Origin of the sequence: Sphingomonas caseinilytica (genome assembly GCF_023516455.1) — a bacterium.
In the GTDB taxonomy this organism is placed as follows: domain Bacteria; phylum Pseudomonadota; class Alphaproteobacteria; order Sphingomonadales; family Sphingomonadaceae; genus Sphingomicrobium; species Sphingomicrobium caseinilyticum.
In genome coordinates this window covers 426,774-443,774 of record NZ_JAMGBA010000002.1, presented here as the reverse complement: position 1 = coordinate 443,774, position 17,001 = coordinate 426,774, and the positions used below count along the sequence as shown (strand labels likewise).

Here is a 17,001-nt window from a genome sequence, read left to right as displayed (position 1 = left end):
TTGCGAGAGCCCGATGGCCTCTTCGCCATCGCATGGGAACGCGCGCTCGCGCCAATCCGCCTTCGCGCCTTCAGGGGACAGGAAGTTGATGAACGTCACATCCGGGCCTTCACTGCCGCCTGCGGTACGGAGGGAAGAAGCAGTCGGCACAGGCCCGCGGACCGATCAGCATCGTGACCTTTCAGCCGTAAAAGAAGGCGAACTAAAACCGCTCCACGCTGACCGAAGTCGTCGCGCGATCTATCAGCGGTCTTTCCAGCGGCTTAAACGCCTCATTGACCTTGCCGTCGACCGCCAGCTCGGCAACCGTCTTCCCGCTTGGGGCCAGGTCCTCGCTGTAAATGATCATCAGTTCGCGCCGGCCGCGTCCGGTGCCCGCTGGATCGTCCAGCATCTGCACCATTCGGACGTTCAACACTTCCGGAGGGATCGTGTAGCCGGCGCGCGACAGGATCCGCATCACGCTCTCCCGGTCGCCGCCCGCGCGGTACGGCGCGCTGGACAGGCGCGGCCCCCAGACCAGCCAGGTCGGCGTTCCGCCCCACAGGTCGAAGCGCGTGTTCCCTTCCGCATAATTGTAACGATGGTCGTTGCTCGGCAGGTAGCTTTCGAACTGCACCCAATAGAGTCGCTGCATCTTCTTCGCCGCATCCGCCTCGACGAACACATGGATCTCCGCATCGGCGACGCCATAAAGGTTGAACCGCTCGGCCCCGGCATAGATCGCCTTTTCCGGCACGCGGATTCGGATCTTCTCGACCGGATGGGTGATCACATTCCCGGACACGGCGGCCATGGGAACCGGCGAGACCGCGACAACCGTTTCCGGAAGCGGCTGTTGCTCGGCCCGTCCGGCCTGCGCCAAGATTGCCGCCGCCATTGCCATCCAGCCGATCATGTTGCGCCTCCCGCTATGACCGGCGCGTTTTATCCTTGCGGCAAGGGGTTGCAATTGAGGTTCGACGAAACCCCGCCTGTTCGACGAACGCCGCATAACGAAAACGGCCCGGGCATCCGCAATGGACGTCCGGGCCGCTCTATGGCCGGGTATCTACCTCAATGCTGGAAGGCCGGCTTCTGTGCCTGCTTGCCTGGTGCGCGGCGAAGCATGAAGCCGTCGTTCCCGACATTCCACATCGGCATGGTGGCACGGTCGGGTCGGGCGGCGGCCGCCTTGACCGTCTCCTGCGGAGCCTCACCGTGGATCCGGGCTTGCTGGTCCATCGCCGCGGCGCGGCGCAGCCGGTGCTTCATCGACAGCGACGGATTATCCTCGGTCGGCCCAAGATAGGCAGCGCGAGTGTGTGGGCCGAAGCGCGACAGGTCGAAACCTTCCGGAAGCTTGGTGCGCGGGACGTCCGTGCGGACCGGCCCCGGTCCGGCAACGGCCATCGCCGGCGCGGTGCGAGCGAAGGCCGGGCTATGCGACGTCGGCTTGTCGGCAACCGGATGGCTTTCGAGGTAGGCCCGGTTGGCGGCCATGTGGGCCTCTTCTTCCTTGCGCTTGCGGCGACGACCGATGGCCATGCCGATCCCGCCAAGGGCGAAAAGGCCAAGGCCCGCCGCGCCGACAATCGAAAGCGTCTCATCCGACGGCATCGCGCTGGTTTCAGCCGTTGCGGTCTCATCAACCGGCATGGCTCCAGGGTCGACTGTCGCACCGACCGGAGGCGGTGGGACCGGCATGCCTTCCGCCGGCGCTTCGGTTGCCGGGGCCGCAATCGGGGCAGCAGCCGCGGCCGGTTCGCTGGCTACGCGACGAGCTGTGGTGGTCGCGCGGCTGCGCGTCGCGGTTTGACGGGACGTCGTAGAGGGCATTGCCGTTTCCGCCGCAGTGGGCTCGGGTGCCGAGGTGTCGGCGACGGGCTCCGACGTCGTGGCCTCCGGTTGCGGAGCCGCTTCAGGCGTCGGAGTGGAAGTAGTTTCCGCCGCTGGGGCCAAGGGATCGGCTACCTCCTGGGCGGCCAATGAGGTTGAGGACAAGGCGAGCACCGCGGCAATCGCAGTGAGGCCGGAACGAGCATGTTTCACTGAGTAGGTCATGGGTAGCCAACCCATTGGCCCGTCGCTTGGTCTCAGAATTTACCATGGCCCGTTACGGAGCCGCGATGGATGGAACTTTTATTGGAAAATTTCGGGCGCTCGCCTCGCCCTTTCCGGAACTATTTGTTCATAACTGGAGGCGCAAAATCGGTCCGGGAGTAACTCGTCATGGCTCAACCGAACCAAGTCCCGGTAGAACGCAGGCGCGCGGATCGCGCGGCGCTGCATCTCAGCGCGACCATGCGCGACGGCAGCCGCAAGGCACCGGCCCGGATCATCGACATGTCCACTCACGGCTGCCGAATTGAATGTTCGACCGTCGTATCCAAGGACAATTGGGTCTGGCTGGCGCTCGACGGGTTGCAGAGCCAGCGGTGCCGCGTCGCGTGGCATTGCGAAGAATTCATCGGCCTGGAGTTCGAAACCCCGCTTTCGGAAGCCGTGTTCGAACGGCTGTTGCAAGGCCAGCAGCAGTTGCCGGAGTCCGCGATCCGCGAACTTCGCGGAATCGCCAGCCGTACGCATTTCCTGGCCCGCCGCGCCGGCGAAGAGGACATTGCCATCCTCGCGGACATTTCGCGCCAATGCGCGGAAAATGCGGTGGTCGAAGGCTTGAAGCTGAAGGCGCCGAAGCGCCCCTAGCCTTTAAGCTGCCTTCGAAAATTCGTTGAGCAGTTCGGGTATCCCGCCCGCCGATTCGATCCGCTCCAGCAGCGCACCGCGCGGCAGTTCGACCTTGAGCGCCCATGCAAGAACGGCCTCGAACTGGCGGATCGTCGCCGCGTCGCAAACATCGTCGAAGGCCATTCGGGCGACCGGTGCCATGGGCGCGCGAAGCTGGATCCTGACCCCCTGAGCCTCGACCAGGCGCAGATATTCCTCGGGACTTCCTTCGGCATCGAGCGCGAAGTCATAGGCGGCGCTCAGGCTTTCATGCAGCGCCTGAGTGACTCGAAGCTGGGCTTGGCGGGCCTCTTCGGCCTTGGCGCGGACTTGGGCGAGTTGGTCTTGCAACGGTCCCTCCATTACTGGCGCAGTGCGCGGTTCAACCTGCTCGTTCGTCACTTCCTGCGGTTCTTCGGCGGGCAACTCATTGGTTGCCGGTTCGTCGACCGCCGGTTCGATTTCCGGCGCCGGGCCATCGGGCTCGGACAACAGCGATTCCTCTGACGTGCCGGCTTCAGGCTCAATCGCTTCGATCGGAATTTCGTCGGCTGTCGGCTCTTCGATCGCCTCATCCGCCTCAACTTCGGCCGGCAGGTCGCTTTCGACCGACGCTGAGTCGCTGAGCTCCATGGTCGGAACCGCATCGACGTTGACTCCCTGGCCATAGAATCCGGTGAGGTTGGCGATCCCGTCGAGCAGCTTCGAAAAACCGGGGGCGCTTTTTGGAGCGGGCGCTTCCACAACTTCGTCGCTTGAGGCGTCGACGGTTGCTTCCTCTACCTCATCGGACAGATCGAGCGGTTCGGCTTCAAGTTCGGCGGTTTCGCTAGCTTCGGTCTCTGCGACCGCATCTGCCTCCACGGCGTCTGCCACGGGCTCTACTTTGTCTTCGGCAAGTTCCGGCTCGTCCAATGCGGTTTCCGCCGCAACTTCCGCGACTTCCGCAGGCTCGGAAGCGGCAACCGATTTCGCGCCCCCCGAGTCCAGGCTGACAAAGGCGTAAACATAGTCGACCCAGGATCCGCAGCTGCTCAATGGAAGCAGCGTGACCCAGCAGCGGGTGGTTCCGGCTGACGTGCTGAAACTGTCTTCGAACGCGAGGAACTCGCGCGAAATCGAGACGATCGGAAGCTTGCGGGCGATGCTCGACAAGAGCGAGGGGCTGGGCGCGTCAATAATGCGGCTGACAGTCACTTCTGCCTGGAGCGCATCGCCAAGGTGGCGGATTTCGGCATCCTGGCCGCCGCCGATCAGCTCGAGGAGGAGGGAGCATGGGCCGGCATCGGAGATTTCGAGCGGGTCCAGGTCGTGGAGCGGCGGGAATTCCTTGTCGCCCCGAATGGACAGCCAATAGTCCAGCACGGCGACATGCTTTTGGCGCTCAGGCGCCTTGATCGTCCGGAATGCGTCAAGCAGCGAATCTGCCGTTGAATTTGCGGCTGCTTGCATGCCCGAACCCGGCGCTCCCATTTTTCGGCCTCCAACCTGTCGTTGGACAAGGGTTCTGCCCCGCGGAGTCTTAGAAAAGGTTAACTTCGTCGGGGGTTTGCGCTTGCATTTGACCCATTCTGAAACGCCGGGAATAGTCGAGAAAGGCCGGACTTACCGGCCGCTGACCAAGGGATGGCACATGGCAAAGCATTTCCTGCTCTTCTACGAAGCTGGTCCCTACTATGTGGAACGTCGGCCCCAATTCCGTGCAGAACATCTGGCATTGGCATGGGCAGCCCAAGAACGGGGCGAAATGGTTATCGCCGGACCCCTGGCCGACCCCGTTGACGGTGCGGTTTTGATGTTTGTGGGCGACGACAAGTCAGTCGCAGAAGGCTTTGCGCGCGCTGACCCCTATGTGACCAGCGGAATGGTCGCTCGTTGGCATGTTCGAGAGTGGACGACGGTGGTCGGCGACCTTGCGCTAACGCCCGTGCGCCCTTCAAACTCTTAGGTCGCGGCTCCCTGGCCTCACTGTTCGATGCCGGCCTTGGACAACTCGCCCGCCAGCTGGCCAGTCAACCAAAGCCACCACATTCTGAAGTCCGCCGCCAGCGACCAGAGGGGATAGGTGAAGGTAGCAGGCCGATTTCGCTCCACCCGGAAATGCGCGAACCAGGCAAAGCCGTATCCCGCCAGCGGTATGGCTAACAGCAGGAGCAACCGGCCGGACAGGAGCGCTAAGACGGCGAGCGCAACCACGATGCTGGTGCCAATATAATGAAGTAGCCGCGTTTTGGGTTTCGAATGCTCACGAAGATAGAATGGCCAGAATTCCTGGAAGCTTTGAAACGCTCGTGACATGGCCCAAGCCTGCCATCGCAGGCTCGGCCTGTCCACGGTGGCTGCCGTTTGTCGACCCGTCGACGTTCCCCGAACCTCGGTCGAACCGGGCGAGCTAATCAGAGCCCGATCGTGCATCGGCCGCCAAATCCATCGGGAGCGCAGCATGTTGAGTCTGAGTATCTTTGCCGTCGCGGCGCAGGCCGCAACCCAGCCAGCGGCCGCCAACGGCGCGGCCCCCTTCGCTCGGCAGCCGCAGAATGTCGTCGTCCCGAACCGTCCCGAAGTGCGGAAGTTCTTCAACGAGTGGGGCTTCGCCGAAGCGGTGATCGACGGCGACCGGGTGTGGCTGTCAGGCGTGGTCGCAGGGCTACGCCCCGGCGAGTCCATGGCGGATGCGGACAAAGCCTATGACCAGGCCTTCAGGATGCTGGGCGATGTGCTGAAACGTTCCGGATCGAGCTTCGACGGCGTGGTCGACATCACCACGTTCCACACCGACCTGCCCGCCCAATTCGAAGGGTTTCGCAAGGTCAAGGACCGCTACATCAGAGAACCGTTTCCCGCGTGGACGGCGATTGATATCGACAGGCTCGTCCCGGATGGGGGCCTGGTTGAAATCAAGGTCGTCGCTCGCAGGACACCGCAAGGCTAGGTCAACGAGCTAGCGGATCGCGTCCATAACCTCTTTGAACAGCGCATCCGCGGGAACTGCCGCCGCGAAAATCTCCATCGAGGACCGGAGCTTCAAAGCGTCGATCGGTCCAAGGATCTCTTCGGCGGGCCGAACATGAAGATGCGGCAGAATAGCTCGGCAGCATTGGCGCAAGCGCTCGCCAAGCAAGGGGTGATCCGAATAGGCTGCCGCTTCTTCAACGCCGCCAAGGCCGTAGAATTGGGCGGTGGAACTACGGCCGAGATTGCGATGTTGCGGAAAGACAAACCACATCCAGTGGCTGGTCTTGCGCCCAGCGCTCAGTTCGGCAAGCGCCTGTTCGTAGACGCCGCCGGAATGCGCAGCGATGAAGCGGCCCAGCTTGAACGGATCGGCGGTCATGCTTGCCTGAAGGCCAGCGTAAGCGATTATTTTGCGGCAGTCTTCGTCGTACCGGACGTGCTTGCGACCCGCGGGCCAGCAACCCGCTTGCCGTGAATCCAGCTGGCACCTTGGCCCAGGGTCATGACCGGCGTGAACCGGGCATGCTCTGCGGGCGTGGTTATATTCTGCAGCGTGTCGTCGAGCACGTAGAAGCGTCCTGCGGCTCGAGCCAGCAATATGACATGTGCCCCGCGCACATTATGCTTTCCGATGCTGATGTAGAGGTCCTTCGGGCTGAATCCGGCAGCCTTCAACACCTGCATTTTGGCAATCGCGATATCTTCGCTGTCTCCACTACCGCGGCGCAAAGTTTCTCCAGCGTTGGCCCAGAAATCGGCAACGCCCATATTGTCGAGATCGTGCATCCAGCGCACGCGCTGATTGACTTCCTGCTGGACCATCTGGAGCTTTGCAACGGGATCGAGACCGACAGCGGCCTGTGCGAGGCTCAAGACAAGGGGGTCCTTGTTGTCGGTTGATGCGACGCGGCGAAAGCGCGCGTCGTAGAAGGTCACGCCGGCGTTCAAAGCAACCGTACCGAAGACATCCGGACTGGAAGGCGCGTCCAACGAAAGGGGACGGCTGGACTTCCTCAGCTGCATTCCCCGCTTGTTGATAACAACCGGGCTATACTTATCCGAAGCGGAAGCGGTCGTCGGCGTTGCCGCAGCTTCGACGCTGTCCGCCCAGGCAGGCGTCGCGGCCGCCAAACAGGCGCCGACAATCGCCGCTCCAATCAATTGCTTAGCCACGAGGCACCCCTCCCCGATAAATCATCGTCATGAAGGTGACTCCATTTGCCCATTAACGGAAGTGGTTAATGGCGGGTGGGTCAAATTAACCCAGAAAATGGTGGCTATTGAAGTGCTTAGATGGTTAACGCAAATCAACTCTGCCTACGGATTCCAGCGCATTTCTGCGGTTCGTTGCGGAAACGACTCGAAACAAAGATTGTTCCGGTCCGAGTCCCATTTTGCCGATCCGGTTAACCGTAGTTATCGACGAAGCGATTGATTGGCGGCGAGCAGCCGTACTGGCGGCAACAGGTTCAAGAGTGGCGATTCGCCAGAATCTAGCGCTTTAACGACCTGACGGCTGCAAGCGTTTTTGCCACATGATCCTTCCAGTCGAGTTCGGAATGGACCATGACGATCTTGCCCTTGCGATCGATGACATAGCTGGTGCGGTCGGTAAGTTCCGGCTTCTGCTTCAACACCACATCATAGGCCTTGATGGTCTGCGCCGAGGCTGTCGCCACGGGAAAGGCGCTGCGGCATGCTTCGGTCGAGAAGCGCTTCAGCGTTTCCAGATCATCGGCGCTCATGCCGACGACCCTGGCCCCTGCCTTGCGAAATTCCGGCATCGCATCGGCAAATGCCTTTGCTTCGAATGTGCAGCCTTGGGTGAAGGCCTTGGGATAGAAGTATAGAACCAACGGACCGTGGCGCAGCTGATCCTTGAGGTGCAGCTTGAACGGCTTACCGGCGAGTGCTCCCGTCGTCTGGAAATCGGGGGCCGTGGCCCCAACCGGCAATGCCGCCGAAGCGGGTTGCGCCGACATGAAAGCCGCAACCAGGAATGGGATGTAGCGCTTCATCGATCGACTCCCTCTGCCTCGCGGCGACACTAGGCCTTACCTATCACGTCCTGCAAGCAGCGGCCGGTCCGCTCGGTTGGTCGAATTGTCCTTGCCAGCCGTTGGATCCGCCGCGAACCCGATAGGAACGTACCGATCAGGAGAGATTGATGCCCAGTAACGGACCCATGGCTTGCCCCATCGACGGCGCCACTCTGGTGATGAGCGAGCGTCAGGGCATCGAGATTGACTATTGCCCGAGCTGCCGGGGCGTATGGCTGGATCGTGGCGAGCTCGACAAGATCATCGAGCGGAGCGGTGCAGTCGAACAGGCCGCGCCGGTATCACGCGAGCCGCAAGGTCAGCCTTGGGGTGCGCAGCCGCCTCAGCAGAATTATGGGCACGACTATCACGGCAAGCCCCACAAGCGCAGGAAGAGCTTCCTCGAGGAATTGTTCGACTAGAAGCCGTCCGGAAAATCGGAACGCTCCGGGTGGCGCGGCACGATCGTCCGGAAGAAGTGGAAGGCCGGCTTCATGTCTTCGGCGTAATTGCCGGTCGGCCGGATCGCGGCGCCGAATACGGCACGTTTCGAAGGGAAATCCGGGCCGGCGGGGACGATCGGCGCCCCCGCCTTCAGTGCGATCTGGTAGAATCCCGTTTTCCATTCTTTCGTCCTCGAACGCGTCCCTTCGGGGGCGACGACAAGGATGAATTCGTCATGCGCGTCGAATTGCGCGACGACCTGGCTCACGAGGTCTTGCCGTGAGCCGCGATCGACCGGGATGCCACCCAGGGCGTGCATGAAACCGCCCAGCGGCCATCGAAAAAGGCTGTGTTTGCCGATGAAATGAACCTTGCGGTTCAGCGAATGGACTGCCCCAAGGAAAACGAGAAAGTCCCAGTTGCTGGTGTGGGATGCGCCCATGATCACGATCTTGAGATCGGGCGGAAGCGTTCCACTAACCGTCCATCCATTGCGGACGAACCATCGCAGAAGAATCCAGTGAATCAGCCGTTCAAGCCAGTTGAGCCGATGTCCCCCCATGGACATAGGGATGCCCGGCGAAATGCCTGATTGTCCAGCGGTGACGGAGCGAGTTAGCGGAGGACGGATCCCAGGATCCAGATTGCGGACATGGCGATCACGACCAGCAGCAGCGAGAAGCCCAGCACATAGCGCACTCCTTGCGCTTTTACGCCGCCGGTTGCCTCGGTTTCATTGAGATGTACTTCGTCTCCATGCCGTTCCATCGCCGACTCCTTGAGGTCGAAACATGGTCGAATGGCAATGGTGCCACAGCGGGCCCCTAAAGAACAGATGGAGCGTTGGCTGGCGAAAGCCGCTTAGCGGTCCTCGTTCGCCAGCCAACCGGTCAGGATATAGATCAAAATTGCAACCGGGCCGGTCATCAGCGTGGCGATGACGACGCCGAGGCGGACGACGAGAACGTCTACGTTCAGCCAGTCGGCGAGGCCGGCGCACACGCCCATGACCTTGGCGCGGTTGCGGTTGATGACAAAGCGATCATTCATGGCCTTGTCTTTCTTCGATTGAGTTCAGTCTTAGGCGATCGGCAGCGAGGTGGCGGCCGAAACGAACAGAAGCGACGTAATCAGAGCGGCGGCGAGGCTGGTAGCGATCTGCCGGCTGTCAACGAACGAGAAGGTCATTTCAAATACTCCCTTTTTCGAACCCTTGATCGGGCTCTCCACACCTATTGCAGGGAGCGTGCCAATTGGAAAATATCGTTGTTTTTCAATAGTGCTGATAAGAAATTATTATAATTTGGCGGGAATTCCCACCTAGCATTGGTGGAAATTACCACCTCGGCCGGGAAATATCGGTCCGCTTGGGCGGCGATGTCCGGATTGGTTGTTCACGCTGTCCGATTGTGGACAAGTCCCGTCAGCCGTTGACGACCGTTCCCCCATTGGGGTGCAAGACCTGGCCGGCCATGTAGCTGGAATCATCGCAGGCAAGGAACAGGAAGCTGGGCGCCACTTCATTGGGCTAGCCCGGACGACCCATTGGCGTGTTCTTGCCAAACTTCGGAATATCCTCGGGCTTCTGGCCGCCGGACGGATTGAGCGGAGTCCAGATCGGGCCGGGCGCCACGCCGTTCACGCGAATGCCCTTCTCGATCAGGCTTTGCGACAGGGAGCGGGTAAAGGCCGTGATGGCACCCTTCGTCGCCGAATAGTCGAGGAGCTCGGGGCTTCCCTTATACATGGTGATCGAGGTGCAATTGATGATCGAGGCACCGTCTTTCAGGTGCGGCAGCGCGGCCTGTACCAGGTAAAACATCGAGAATATGTTGGTCTGGAAGGTGCGGCGCAACTGCTCGTCGGTGATGTCGCGAATATCCTTGTCGGCATGCTGCTCGCCCGCATTGTTGACCAGGATGTCCAGCCGGTCGAACGTATCGATTACCTTCTGGACGGCGCGCGGCGCGAAATTCGGATCGCCTAGATCGCCCGGGACGAGGATTGCGCGGCGTCCTTCGCCTTCGACAATGGCCTTGGTCTTTTCGGCGTCCTCATGCTCGCAGAGGTAGAAAATTGCGACGTCCGCACCTTCGCGTGCATAGAGTGCAGCGACCGCACGCCCAATCCCGCTGTCAGCTCCGGTAACAATGGCGACCTTGCCGTCCAACCGCCCGCAGCCTGGATATCGCGGTTCCCATTCGGGCTTCGGCTTGAGGCTGCCTTCCTCCCCGGGGAGTTCATCCTCATGGATCATCGGTTCGGTGTCGGTAGAGGGCACGACTCAGCCTCGCCGCGCGCCGTCCGGAACGCGATCGCCACTATGTTCGGCGGACGGCGCCTTTCCCGGGCGGCATTGGGCGAGCAAGGTCGGGAAATCGAAATCGCCGCTCGCGCCCAGTGCCAGTTCCGTACCGGCCTGGCAGGCATCGCGGCTCTCGTAGCGGGTCGGCAACGTCGCCACCGGCGTGCATCCGGCAGAGCCGTCGGCGCAACCGAGAATGGCGATGACGTAGAAACCGGGACCCATGATAAACTCTCCGTCAGGAATGGCCTTGATAACGGCCTGAAAATGCCCGTTGTTCCAATCGGTTCGTCGCATCCGTTGCGGACACTGCAGCGGCTTCCTAAGTGATCAGGCGATGAGCAGCGCCGCCCCAGAGTTGGAAAAGCCGAAGGGCGGCTTCTCGGTCCTATGGCGATTCCTGCCGATGCTGTGGCCGAAGGACGATGCTGCCTTGCGGCTTCGCGTCGTTCTGGCGGTCGTGCTGGTCCTCGCCGGCAAGGCGATCACACTTGCAATGCCATTCGCCTATAAGGCGGTAGTCGATGCGATGAGCGGAGAGGCGGCGGCCTGGACCGCCGCGCTGATGCTGGTTGTGGCCTATGCCGGCGCCCGGTTCGGCGGGGTGCTGGCCGACAATCTTCGCAATGCCCTGTTCGAAAAGGTTGGACAGAATGCAGCGCGGCGCCTGTCGGCCCGGGTGTTCCGTCATGTCCATTCACTGAGCCTCCGCTTCCACCTCGAGCGGCGGACCGGAAGTCTCACCAAGATTGTCGAGCGCGGGACCAAGAGCATCGACATGATGCTCTATTTCCTGCTGTTCAATATCGCCCCGACAGTCCTCGAACTGACCGCCATCTGCATCATCTTCTACCTGAAGTTCGGTCCGGGACTGGTTGCCGCGACGCTCGTGATGGTCGCGGCCTACATCATCTTCACGCGCAAAGTGACCGACTGGCGCACGCATCTCCAGCGCGAGATGAACGAGGTCGACAACAAGGCGATCGGCCGAGCCGTCGACAGCCTGCTGAACTATGAGACGGTCAAATATTTCGGGGCCGAGGAGCGCGAGGCCCGGCGTTACGACGAAGCGGTCGAGAAGTTCGCGCGCGCCGCCGTCAAGAACGAGACCTCGCTGGCCTGGCTCAACATCGGCCAGAGCTTCATCACCAATGTGATGATGGCGGGGGCCATGGGCTTTACCGTCTGGGGCTGGAGCCAGGGCCGCTTCACGCCGGGCGACGTCGTGCTGGTCAATTCGCTTCTGATGCAGCTGTTCCGGCCGCTCGACATGCTGGGCTGGGTGTACCGCTCGATCCGCCAGGGGCTGATCGACATGGAGGCCATGTTCGACCTGACCGATACGCCCGCCGAAGTCGTCGACGTGCCCAATGCACCCGTGCTGGCAGTCGCGGACGGCCATGTACGGTTCGAGGAGGTCGCGTTCGGTTACGAGCCCGAGCGGATCATCCTGAAAGGCGTGACGCTGGACGTTCCGGCCGGGACCAGCCTGGCCGTGGTCGGCCCGTCGGGCGCCGGCAAGTCGACGCTCGCCCGGCTGCTCTACCGCTTCTACGACCCGACGGCCGGTCGCATCACGATCGATGGGCAGGATATCGCGCAGGTAAAGCAGGACAGCCTTCGTACCGCGATCGGGATCGTCCCGCAGGACACGGTGCTGTTCAACGACACCATTGGGTACAATATCGGCTACGGCCGGGAAGGAGCGACCGAAGCCGACGTCGAATCAGCGGCCAAGGGTGCTGCGATCGACCATTTTATCGCCGCCTTGCCGCAGGGCTATGAATCGATGGTCGGCGAGCGCGGCTTGAAGCTCAGCGGTGGCGAGAAGCAGCGGGTCGCGATTGCGCGCACCCTGTTGAAGGACCCGCCGATTCTGATTTTGGACGAGGCCACGTCCGCGCTCGACAGCCGGACCGAAGAGGCGATCCAGGCGACGCTCAATGACGTGGCGCGAAACCGCACCACCATCGTCATTGCCCATCGCCTGTCGACGGTGGTCGGGGCCGACCAGATCGTCGTGCTGGACGCCGGCCGGGTGGCCGAGCGCGGCACTCATACCGAGCTGCTGGCCAAGGGTGGCCTCTATGCCGAGCTTTGGGCTCGGCAGGCAGCGGAACGCGAGCTGGAAGAAATCGCTGAATAGGGCGCTTACTTCGCGCCCTTCTTCCGCCGTCCCATCGGCCCGCCGCGCGGCTTGATAAAGGCCGAATGTTTCGGACGCTGCGCCGGCGGAGCATCGCGCGGCTGGGCCTGCTCGATCACCATCCCCTGATCTTCCGGCGCGATCGTCGCGCGGCGGAGCGCCTTGATGAAGCCGGGCGCAGCGCGCTCTGTCACTTCGAAATAGCTTTCGTTGGCGGCAACACGGATCGCGCCGATTTCCTTGCGATTGACGTGCCCGTAGCGGCAGATCAGCGGCAGCAGCCAGCGCGGGTCGGCGTTGTGGCGGCGGCCGGCATTGATCATGAACCAGGTCGAGCCTTCGAAGCCCGCGCGCGGCCCGGGTTCGCCGCGCTCTTCGCGTGCTCCCGACCCAAGAATATCTTCGGGCGACGGAAGGTCGGTCCGGAGCGATTGTACCAGCGCGGCCGCGATGGCTTCGGGCGACAGCTTCTCCATCAACTGCCCCGCCAGCAGCTGATCTTCCTCGTCCAATTCGATCGGCGCGGTGACGGATTCCAGCAACCGCTCGCGGTCCCGGATACGGATCTGCTCCGGGATTGGTGCGTCGATCCATTCGGCCTGGATGCGCGCATTGCGAAGCAGCGTTTCGACGTTTCGGCGGCGGCGGAAAGGAACGAGCAACACGGCGATGCCCTTGCGCCCGGCGCGGCCCGTGCGGCCCGACCGATGCTGCAGCGTCTCGGCATCGCGCGGAAGCTCGACATGGATGACAAGCGAGACTGACGGGAGGTCGATGCCGCGCGCGGCGACGTCGGTCGCGACGCAGACGCGGGCGCGCTTGTCGCGCAATGCCTGAAGCGCATTGTTCCGCTCCGACTGGCTATGCTCACCGGACAAAGCGACGGCCTGGAATCCGCGCTCGGTGAGGCTGGCGTGGAGGCGCCGCACGGCGTCACGGGTCGCGCAGAACAGGATTGCCGTTTCCGCCTCATGGAAGCGAAGGACGTTGACCACCGCATGTTCGATATCGGTCGGCGAAACCGCGACCGCCTGATAGCTGATGTCGGCGTGCGCTTCCCGATCGCCGATCGTCTCGATACGCATCGCATCCCGCTGATAGCGCTTGGCAAGCGCGACGATCGGCCGCGGCATGGTCGCCGAGAAGAGCAAGGTCCGGCGATCGTCGGGAGTCGCGTCGAGGATTTCCTCAAGTTCTTCGCGGAAACCCATGTCGAGCATCTCGTCGGCTTCGTCGAGGACGACGACCCGAAGCGCGGACAAGTCGAGCGCGCCCCGTTCCAGATGATCGCGAAGCCTGCCCGGCGTTCCGACGACGATATGCGCGCCACCCTGAAGCGCGCGGCGTTCCTTCATCGGGTCCATGCCGCCGACGCAAGTGACGATGCGGGCACCGGCCGGAGCGTAGAGCCATTCCAGCTCCTTGCTGACCTGGATGGCCAGTTCGCGGGTCGGGGCGACGACAAGGCCGAGCGGTTCGCGGGTCCAGGGTGCGCGATCGCCTTCCAGCATCTGGCCGGCGATGGCGAGGCCGAATGCGACGGTCTTTCCGGAGCCGGTCTTCGCCGACACGATCAGGTCTCGGCCATCGGCTTCGCCCGCGACGACGGCCGACTGGACCGAGGTCAGCGTATCATAGCCGCGCGCGGCCAACGCTTCCGCGAGGGCGGGGTGAATATTGGATTGTTGCATGGCCGAGGCGCCTACTCGCAAACGGCGCCGAGCGATAGGGCCAGCAGCGAAGCGGTTGCCAAACCCAGATGATTGGGACAGCTTTGGCGTGGAAGTGGAGCGTCCGATGTCGCTTGTTCTCGCTGTCTTGGCTCAAGCCGTTACATCGCGTCCGCCCGAGCGGATCGACCTCACCATCCCTCAGCCCTGCGCCGCTCAAAAATCGACCAGCGAGGAAATCGTGGTCTGCGCTCGCCCGGACAGTTATAGTCCTTACCGGCTCAAGCAGCCGGCGCCTGCCCCGGCGACGCAAGTTCCAAAGGCCGAAATCGCGATCGCCGACGGAGTGGCAGTGGGCGCCGAAACCGAAAGCGCAAACGTTGGCGGCTTCACGTCGAACAGGCTGATGGCGCGGATTAAGATCAAGTTCTGACGGTTCGTTCAGCGCGCGGCGATGGCAGCCAATTCCTTCGCAAACTTCGCAGCCACGACGGCGGTCATGCCGTTGATGTCGCGGGTCGGATTATATTCGACCACATCCGCGCCGACGATCGGCCCCTCGATTCTGTGAAGTACCGAAAGAATGTCGCGAACCGAAAGCCCGCCCGGCTCATGGTGCGAAACCCCCGGCGCAAAGGCCGGGTCGAGCGCGTCCAGATCGATGCTGACGTAAAGTGGCGCGGAAGGGATCGGCACGCTATCCGCCGCGAAGTTGCGCATCTCGACGATTTCGACGCCGAACCGCCCCGCCTGCTGTCGGCAGTGTGTGTTGAGGGTTCGGATGCCGACCTGGACGAGGCGAGTTGCCTGACCCCGTTCCATGATCCTGGCGAAGGGCGAAGCATGGCTCAAGGGATCACCTTCGAAATCGTCGTAGAGGTCGGGATGGGCGTCGAAGTGAAGGATGTTCACGGGCCCATATATTTCGGCGAGGCCCGCGACGATCGGGTTGGTGACCATATGATCGCCGCCGAGAAAGACGGGCGTGGCGCCTGCGCTGGCGGCAGCCGACGCGGCCTTACGGATACGATCGAAATCGCCCGCTGACTCTTCGAGCTGCAGATTGCCCAGATCTTCGAGCGCGATGTCGAGGCCGAGCTCCGCGCCTGACTCCGTCGCCATGTTTCCATGGTCGGACGAGAGCGCCGCCCGGATCGCATCGGGGGCCTGTGCCGGTCCGCGCAGGAATGACGAATGGGAATCCGTCGGCAATCCGATCAGTCGAACCGGCTTCACTGCTTCCTCCGTCAAATGGACCGAAACGCCGATGCTAGGCTGCGGCCGTGCTCCAGCCAAGGCGGGGAATGGCGATCGAGCGCTTGCCGGATAGATCGACGCGGCTGACGATCAGCTCCCGGCTTTCGATATATTGAAGCAGGCGCCGAGCGCGTCCGAGCGAGGCGGTGCCGTAGCTGGCGGCGATTGCTTCGTCGGATGGGCATGGCGCACCTTCGCGCGCGGCGCGGGCCACGAGCAGGAACGGACCGAGCATATCATCTGGCAAGCTGCGCGCAGCCTCCAGCGCTGACGCCCAGCTGTCGTCGGCGGTGTCGAAGATTCCGGCGCGCGCCATCGACAGCCGGCGCGTGAATTCGGCCAGATCGAGCGGCGGGCGAGGAATCCCGGCCATACGGCAACGGACGGTGAAGTCCTGGAACAGGATCGAGCCGGAGCGGGCGCCGCTATCGGGGTCGTCGACGATGGCACGAAGGACATCGGCGATGATTTCGGCTGATTCCTCGTCGGTCTTGGCTGGCATGGACGGCAGGGCCGGAACACTTGCCGCCATGGCCTGGAGCAACGCTTCCGAAGGTAAGGAAGGCGGATCCCGGCTCAAGGCCCGGATAACGGTTGGGGCGTCGTCTCCCGGTGCGAAGAGGAGATCCTGCAGGCCTTCGCTCAGCGCTTCGGGGAGCGGCACCAGCTTGGGGCTCATCGAGCGGGCGCGGGTTTCGACTTCGCCGATGGCTACGGCAATGGGCCGGCGCGAGATGGCCGGGCCAAGCGCGAGGAAGGTGCCGCGCGGAAGATCCCGGATCGCCTCAGCCTGGCGGCGCTCCATCCCGAGCAGGTCGGCGGCACGGGCCATGTCGATGTCGAGGAAGGTCCGGCCCATGAGGAAGTTGGACGCTTCGGCGGCGACATTCTTGGCGAGCTTGGCAAGGCGTTGCGTGGCGATGACACCGGCAAGGCCGCGTTTGCGGCCGCGGCACATCAGGTTGGTCATCGCCGACAGGGAGGCGCGGCGCACCTCCTCGGCGACTTCGCCGCCCCCCGCCGGCGCGAACAGCTGTGCCTCGTCGACCACCACCAGCGCCGGATACCAATGATCGCGCGGAGCTTCGAACAGCGCCGACAGGAAGGCGGCGGCGCAGCGCATCTGCCCTTCCGCCTCCAGCCCTTCGAGGCTGAGGACTACCGAGGCGCGGTGCTCGCGGATGCGGGCGGCAAGGCGGGCGATGTCGCGCTCGCTATGGTCGGCGGCCTCGACCGGCACATGGCCGTAGCGGTCGGCGAGGGTGACGAAATCGCCCTCGGGATCGATTACGACCTGCTGAACCTGCCCTGCACTTTTTTCGAGGAGGCGGCGGAGCAGGTGCGATTTTCCGCTGCCCGAATTGCCCTGCACGAGCAGACGGGTGGCCAGAAGCTCCTCAAGATCGATCGGGATGGCGTCGCCCTTCCCGTCGACGCCCATGTCTACGCGCACCGTCATTGCACCCGTCCATGGCAGGC

General features: G+C 62.9%; 20 protein-coding genes and 1 pseudogene. 6 read left to right on the top strand and 15 right to left on the bottom strand.

Annotation, left to right across the window (positions count from 1 at the left end; all coding sequences use genetic code 11):
* Nucleotides 1-202: 202 nt before the first annotated feature.
* Together LZ496_RS08820 and LZ496_RS08815 are read right to left on the bottom strand one after the other, a co-directional pair.
* Nucleotides 203-898: a hypothetical protein gene (locus LZ496_RS08820; protein ID WP_249904264.1), complete on the bottom strand. Its 696-nt coding sequence runs from the start codon at nt 896-898 to the stop codon at nt 203-205.
* A gap of 158 nt (nt 899-1,056) precedes the next feature.
* The gene (locus tag LZ496_RS08815) at nt 1,057-2,043 is read right to left on the bottom strand and encodes a hypothetical protein (RefSeq protein WP_249904263.1); all 987 of its coding nucleotides are present in this window, start codon (nt 2,041-2,043) and stop codon (nt 1,057-1,059) included.
* 168 nt (nt 2,044-2,211) lie between these two features.
* Here LZ496_RS08815 and LZ496_RS08810 point away from each other — a divergent pair, with 168 nt between their 5' ends.
* Nucleotides 2,212-2,685 carry a PilZ domain-containing protein gene (locus LZ496_RS08810; protein WP_249904262.1) on the top strand — a complete coding sequence of 158 codons (474 nt, stop codon included), beginning with the start codon at nt 2,212-2,214 and terminating at the stop codon, nt 2,683-2,685.
* Nucleotides 2,686-2,688: 3 nt separating this feature from the next.
* On the opposite strand, the gene LZ496_RS08805 is transcribed toward LZ496_RS08810, so the two are convergent.
* Complete coding sequence (locus tag LZ496_RS08805; protein ID WP_249904261.1) at nt 2,689-4,158, bottom strand: PAS domain-containing protein; 1,470 nt, start codon at nt 4,156-4,158, stop codon at nt 2,689-2,691.
* Between the two features lie 181 nt (nt 4,159-4,339).
* Here LZ496_RS08805 and LZ496_RS08800 point away from each other — a divergent pair, with 181 nt between their 5' ends.
* On the top strand, nt 4,340-4,654 hold the full coding sequence (locus LZ496_RS08800; protein WP_249904260.1) for a YciI-like protein: 315 nt from the start codon (nt 4,340-4,342) through the stop codon (nt 4,652-4,654).
* Nucleotides 4,655-4,671: 17 nt separating this feature from the next.
* Here the strand turns inward: LZ496_RS08800 and LZ496_RS08795 are convergent, their stop codons facing one another.
* A complete protein-coding gene (locus LZ496_RS08795) occupies nt 4,672-5,004 on the bottom strand; it encodes an Mpo1-like protein (RefSeq protein WP_249904259.1) in 333 nt (110 codons plus the stop codon).
* A gap of 145 nt (nt 5,005-5,149) precedes the next feature.
* Here LZ496_RS08795 and LZ496_RS08790 point away from each other — a divergent pair, with 145 nt between their 5' ends.
* Complete coding sequence (locus LZ496_RS08790; RefSeq protein WP_249904258.1) at nt 5,150-5,638, top strand: RidA family protein; 489 nt, start codon at nt 5,150-5,152, stop codon at nt 5,636-5,638.
* 9 nt (nt 5,639-5,647) lie between these two features.
* Here LZ496_RS08790 and LZ496_RS08785 read toward each other — a convergent pair whose 3' ends face one another.
* From LZ496_RS08785 to LZ496_RS08775, 3 genes are all read right to left on the bottom strand, one after another.
* The gene (locus tag LZ496_RS08785; protein ID WP_249904257.1) at nt 5,648-6,040 is read right to left on the bottom strand and encodes a DUF1810 domain-containing protein; all 393 of its coding nucleotides are present in this window, start codon (nt 6,038-6,040) and stop codon (nt 5,648-5,650) included.
* Between the two features lie 26 nt (nt 6,041-6,066).
* Complete coding sequence (locus LZ496_RS08780) at nt 6,067-6,834, bottom strand: transglutaminase-like cysteine peptidase (protein ID WP_249904256.1); 768 nt, start codon at nt 6,832-6,834, stop codon at nt 6,067-6,069.
* 320 nt (nt 6,835-7,154) lie between these two features.
* On the bottom strand, nt 7,155-7,679 hold the full coding sequence (locus LZ496_RS08775) for a peroxiredoxin (RefSeq protein ID WP_249904255.1): 525 nt from the start codon (nt 7,677-7,679) through the stop codon (nt 7,155-7,157).
* 149 nt (nt 7,680-7,828) lie between these two features.
* On the opposite strand from LZ496_RS08775, the gene LZ496_RS08770 reads away from it, so the two are divergent.
* Nucleotides 7,829-8,122, top strand: coding sequence for a TFIIB-type zinc ribbon-containing protein (locus LZ496_RS08770; RefSeq protein WP_249904254.1), 294 nt, complete (start codon nt 7,829-7,831; stop codon nt 8,120-8,122).
* Here the strand turns inward: LZ496_RS08770 and LZ496_RS08765 are convergent.
* The 5 genes and pseudogenes from LZ496_RS08765 to LZ496_RS08745 all read right to left on the bottom strand — a co-directional run bounded on the left by LZ496_RS08765 (nt 8,119) and on the right by LZ496_RS08745 (nt 10,674).
* A complete protein-coding gene (locus tag LZ496_RS08765) occupies nt 8,119-8,706 on the bottom strand; it encodes a lysophospholipid acyltransferase family protein (RefSeq protein WP_249904253.1) in 588 nt (195 codons plus the stop codon). The genes LZ496_RS08770 and LZ496_RS08765 overlap by 4 nt on opposite strands.
* A 53-nt stretch (nt 8,707-8,759) precedes the next feature.
* On the bottom strand, nt 8,760-8,912 hold the full coding sequence (locus LZ496_RS08760) for a hypothetical protein (RefSeq protein ID WP_249904252.1): 153 nt from the start codon (nt 8,910-8,912) through the stop codon (nt 8,760-8,762).
* Between the two features lie 93 nt (nt 8,913-9,005).
* Complete coding sequence (locus tag LZ496_RS08755; protein WP_249904251.1) at nt 9,006-9,194, bottom strand: PspC domain-containing protein; 189 nt, start codon at nt 9,192-9,194, stop codon at nt 9,006-9,008.
* A gap of 373 nt (nt 9,195-9,567) precedes the next feature.
* A pseudogene (locus LZ496_RS08750) lies at nt 9,568-10,401 on the bottom strand (SDR family oxidoreductase).
* Between the two features lie 27 nt (nt 10,402-10,428).
* On the bottom strand, nt 10,429-10,674 hold the full coding sequence (locus tag LZ496_RS08745; RefSeq protein ID WP_249904250.1) for a hypothetical protein: 246 nt from the start codon (nt 10,672-10,674) through the stop codon (nt 10,429-10,431).
* Nucleotides 10,675-10,786: 112 nt separating this feature from the next.
* Here LZ496_RS08745 and LZ496_RS08740 point away from each other — a divergent pair, with 112 nt between their 5' ends.
* Nucleotides 10,787-12,595 carry an ABCB family ABC transporter ATP-binding protein/permease gene (locus LZ496_RS08740; protein WP_249904249.1) on the top strand — a complete coding sequence of 603 codons (1,809 nt, stop codon included), beginning with the start codon at nt 10,787-10,789 and terminating at the stop codon, nt 12,593-12,595.
* A gap of 5 nt (nt 12,596-12,600) precedes the next feature.
* Here the strand turns inward: LZ496_RS08740 and LZ496_RS08735 are convergent, their stop codons facing one another.
* The gene (locus LZ496_RS08735; RefSeq protein WP_249904248.1) at nt 12,601-14,286 is read right to left on the bottom strand and encodes a DEAD/DEAH box helicase; all 1,686 of its coding nucleotides are present in this window, start codon (nt 14,284-14,286) and stop codon (nt 12,601-12,603) included.
* A 106-nt stretch (nt 14,287-14,392) separates the two neighbouring features.
* Between LZ496_RS08735 and LZ496_RS08730 the strand changes: the two genes are divergently transcribed.
* Nucleotides 14,393-14,698, top strand: a complete 306-nt coding sequence (locus LZ496_RS08730) for a hypothetical protein (RefSeq protein WP_249904247.1) — start codon at nt 14,393-14,395, stop codon at nt 14,696-14,698.
* An 8-nt stretch (nt 14,699-14,706) separates the two neighbouring features.
* Here the strand turns inward: LZ496_RS08730 and LZ496_RS08725 are convergent, their stop codons facing one another.
* The gene (locus tag LZ496_RS08725; RefSeq protein WP_249904246.1) at nt 14,707-15,501 is read right to left on the bottom strand and encodes an agmatinase family protein; all 795 of its coding nucleotides are present in this window, start codon (nt 15,499-15,501) and stop codon (nt 14,707-14,709) included.
* 34 nt (nt 15,502-15,535) lie between these two features.
* A complete protein-coding gene (locus LZ496_RS08720; protein WP_249904245.1) occupies nt 15,536-16,981 on the bottom strand; it encodes an ATP-binding protein in 1,446 nt (481 codons plus the stop codon).
* Nucleotides 16,982-17,001: the final 20 nt, after the last annotated feature.

Excerpts from the sequence above, each read along its gene's own strand:
- LZ496_RS08820 (WP_249904264.1), bottom strand. The coding sequence starts at position 898 with ATGATCGGCTGGATGGCAATGGCGGCGGCAATCTTGGCGCAGGCCGGA.
- LZ496_RS08815 (WP_249904263.1), bottom strand. The coding sequence starts at position 2,043 with ATGACCTACTCAGTGAAACATGCTCGTTCCGGCCTCACTGCGATTGCC.
- LZ496_RS08810 (WP_249904262.1), top strand. The coding sequence starts at position 2,212 with ATGGCTCAACCGAACCAAGTCCCGGTAGAACGCAGGCGCGCGGATCGC.
- LZ496_RS08805 (WP_249904261.1), bottom strand. The coding sequence starts at position 4,158 with ATGCAAGCAGCCGCAAATTCAACGGCAGATTCGCTGCTTGACGCATTC.
- LZ496_RS08800 (WP_249904260.1), top strand. The coding sequence starts at position 4,340 with ATGGCAAAGCATTTCCTGCTCTTCTACGAAGCTGGTCCCTACTATGTG.
- LZ496_RS08795 (WP_249904259.1), bottom strand. The coding sequence starts at position 5,004 with ATGTCACGAGCGTTTCAAAGCTTCCAGGAATTCTGGCCATTCTATCTT.
- LZ496_RS08790 (WP_249904258.1), top strand. The coding sequence starts at position 5,150 with ATGTTGAGTCTGAGTATCTTTGCCGTCGCGGCGCAGGCCGCAACCCAG.
- LZ496_RS08785 (WP_249904257.1), bottom strand. The coding sequence starts at position 6,040 with ATGACCGCCGATCCGTTCAAGCTGGGCCGCTTCATCGCTGCGCATTCC.
- LZ496_RS08775 (WP_249904255.1), bottom strand. The coding sequence starts at position 7,679 with ATGAAGCGCTACATCCCATTCCTGGTTGCGGCTTTCATGTCGGCGCAA.
- LZ496_RS08770 (WP_249904254.1), top strand. The coding sequence starts at position 7,829 with ATGCCCAGTAACGGACCCATGGCTTGCCCCATCGACGGCGCCACTCTG.
- LZ496_RS08765 (WP_249904253.1), bottom strand. The coding sequence starts at position 8,706 with ATGGGGGGACATCGGCTCAACTGGCTTGAACGGCTGATTCACTGGATT.
- LZ496_RS08760 (WP_249904252.1), bottom strand. The coding sequence starts at position 8,912 with ATGGAACGGCATGGAGACGAAGTACATCTCAATGAAACCGAGGCAACC.
- LZ496_RS08755 (WP_249904251.1), bottom strand. The coding sequence starts at position 9,194 with ATGAATGATCGCTTTGTCATCAACCGCAACCGCGCCAAGGTCATGGGC.
- LZ496_RS08745 (WP_249904250.1), bottom strand. The coding sequence starts at position 10,674 with ATGGGTCCCGGTTTCTACGTCATCGCCATTCTCGGTTGCGCCGACGGC.
- LZ496_RS08740 (WP_249904249.1), top strand. The coding sequence starts at position 10,787 with ATGAGCAGCGCCGCCCCAGAGTTGGAAAAGCCGAAGGGCGGCTTCTCG.
- LZ496_RS08735 (WP_249904248.1), bottom strand. The coding sequence starts at position 14,286 with ATGCAACAATCCAATATTCACCCCGCCCTCGCGGAAGCGTTGGCCGCG.
- LZ496_RS08730 (WP_249904247.1), top strand. The coding sequence starts at position 14,393 with ATGTCGCTTGTTCTCGCTGTCTTGGCTCAAGCCGTTACATCGCGTCCG.
- LZ496_RS08720 (WP_249904245.1), bottom strand. The coding sequence starts at position 16,981 with ATGACGGTGCGCGTAGACATGGGCGTCGACGGGAAGGGCGACGCCATC.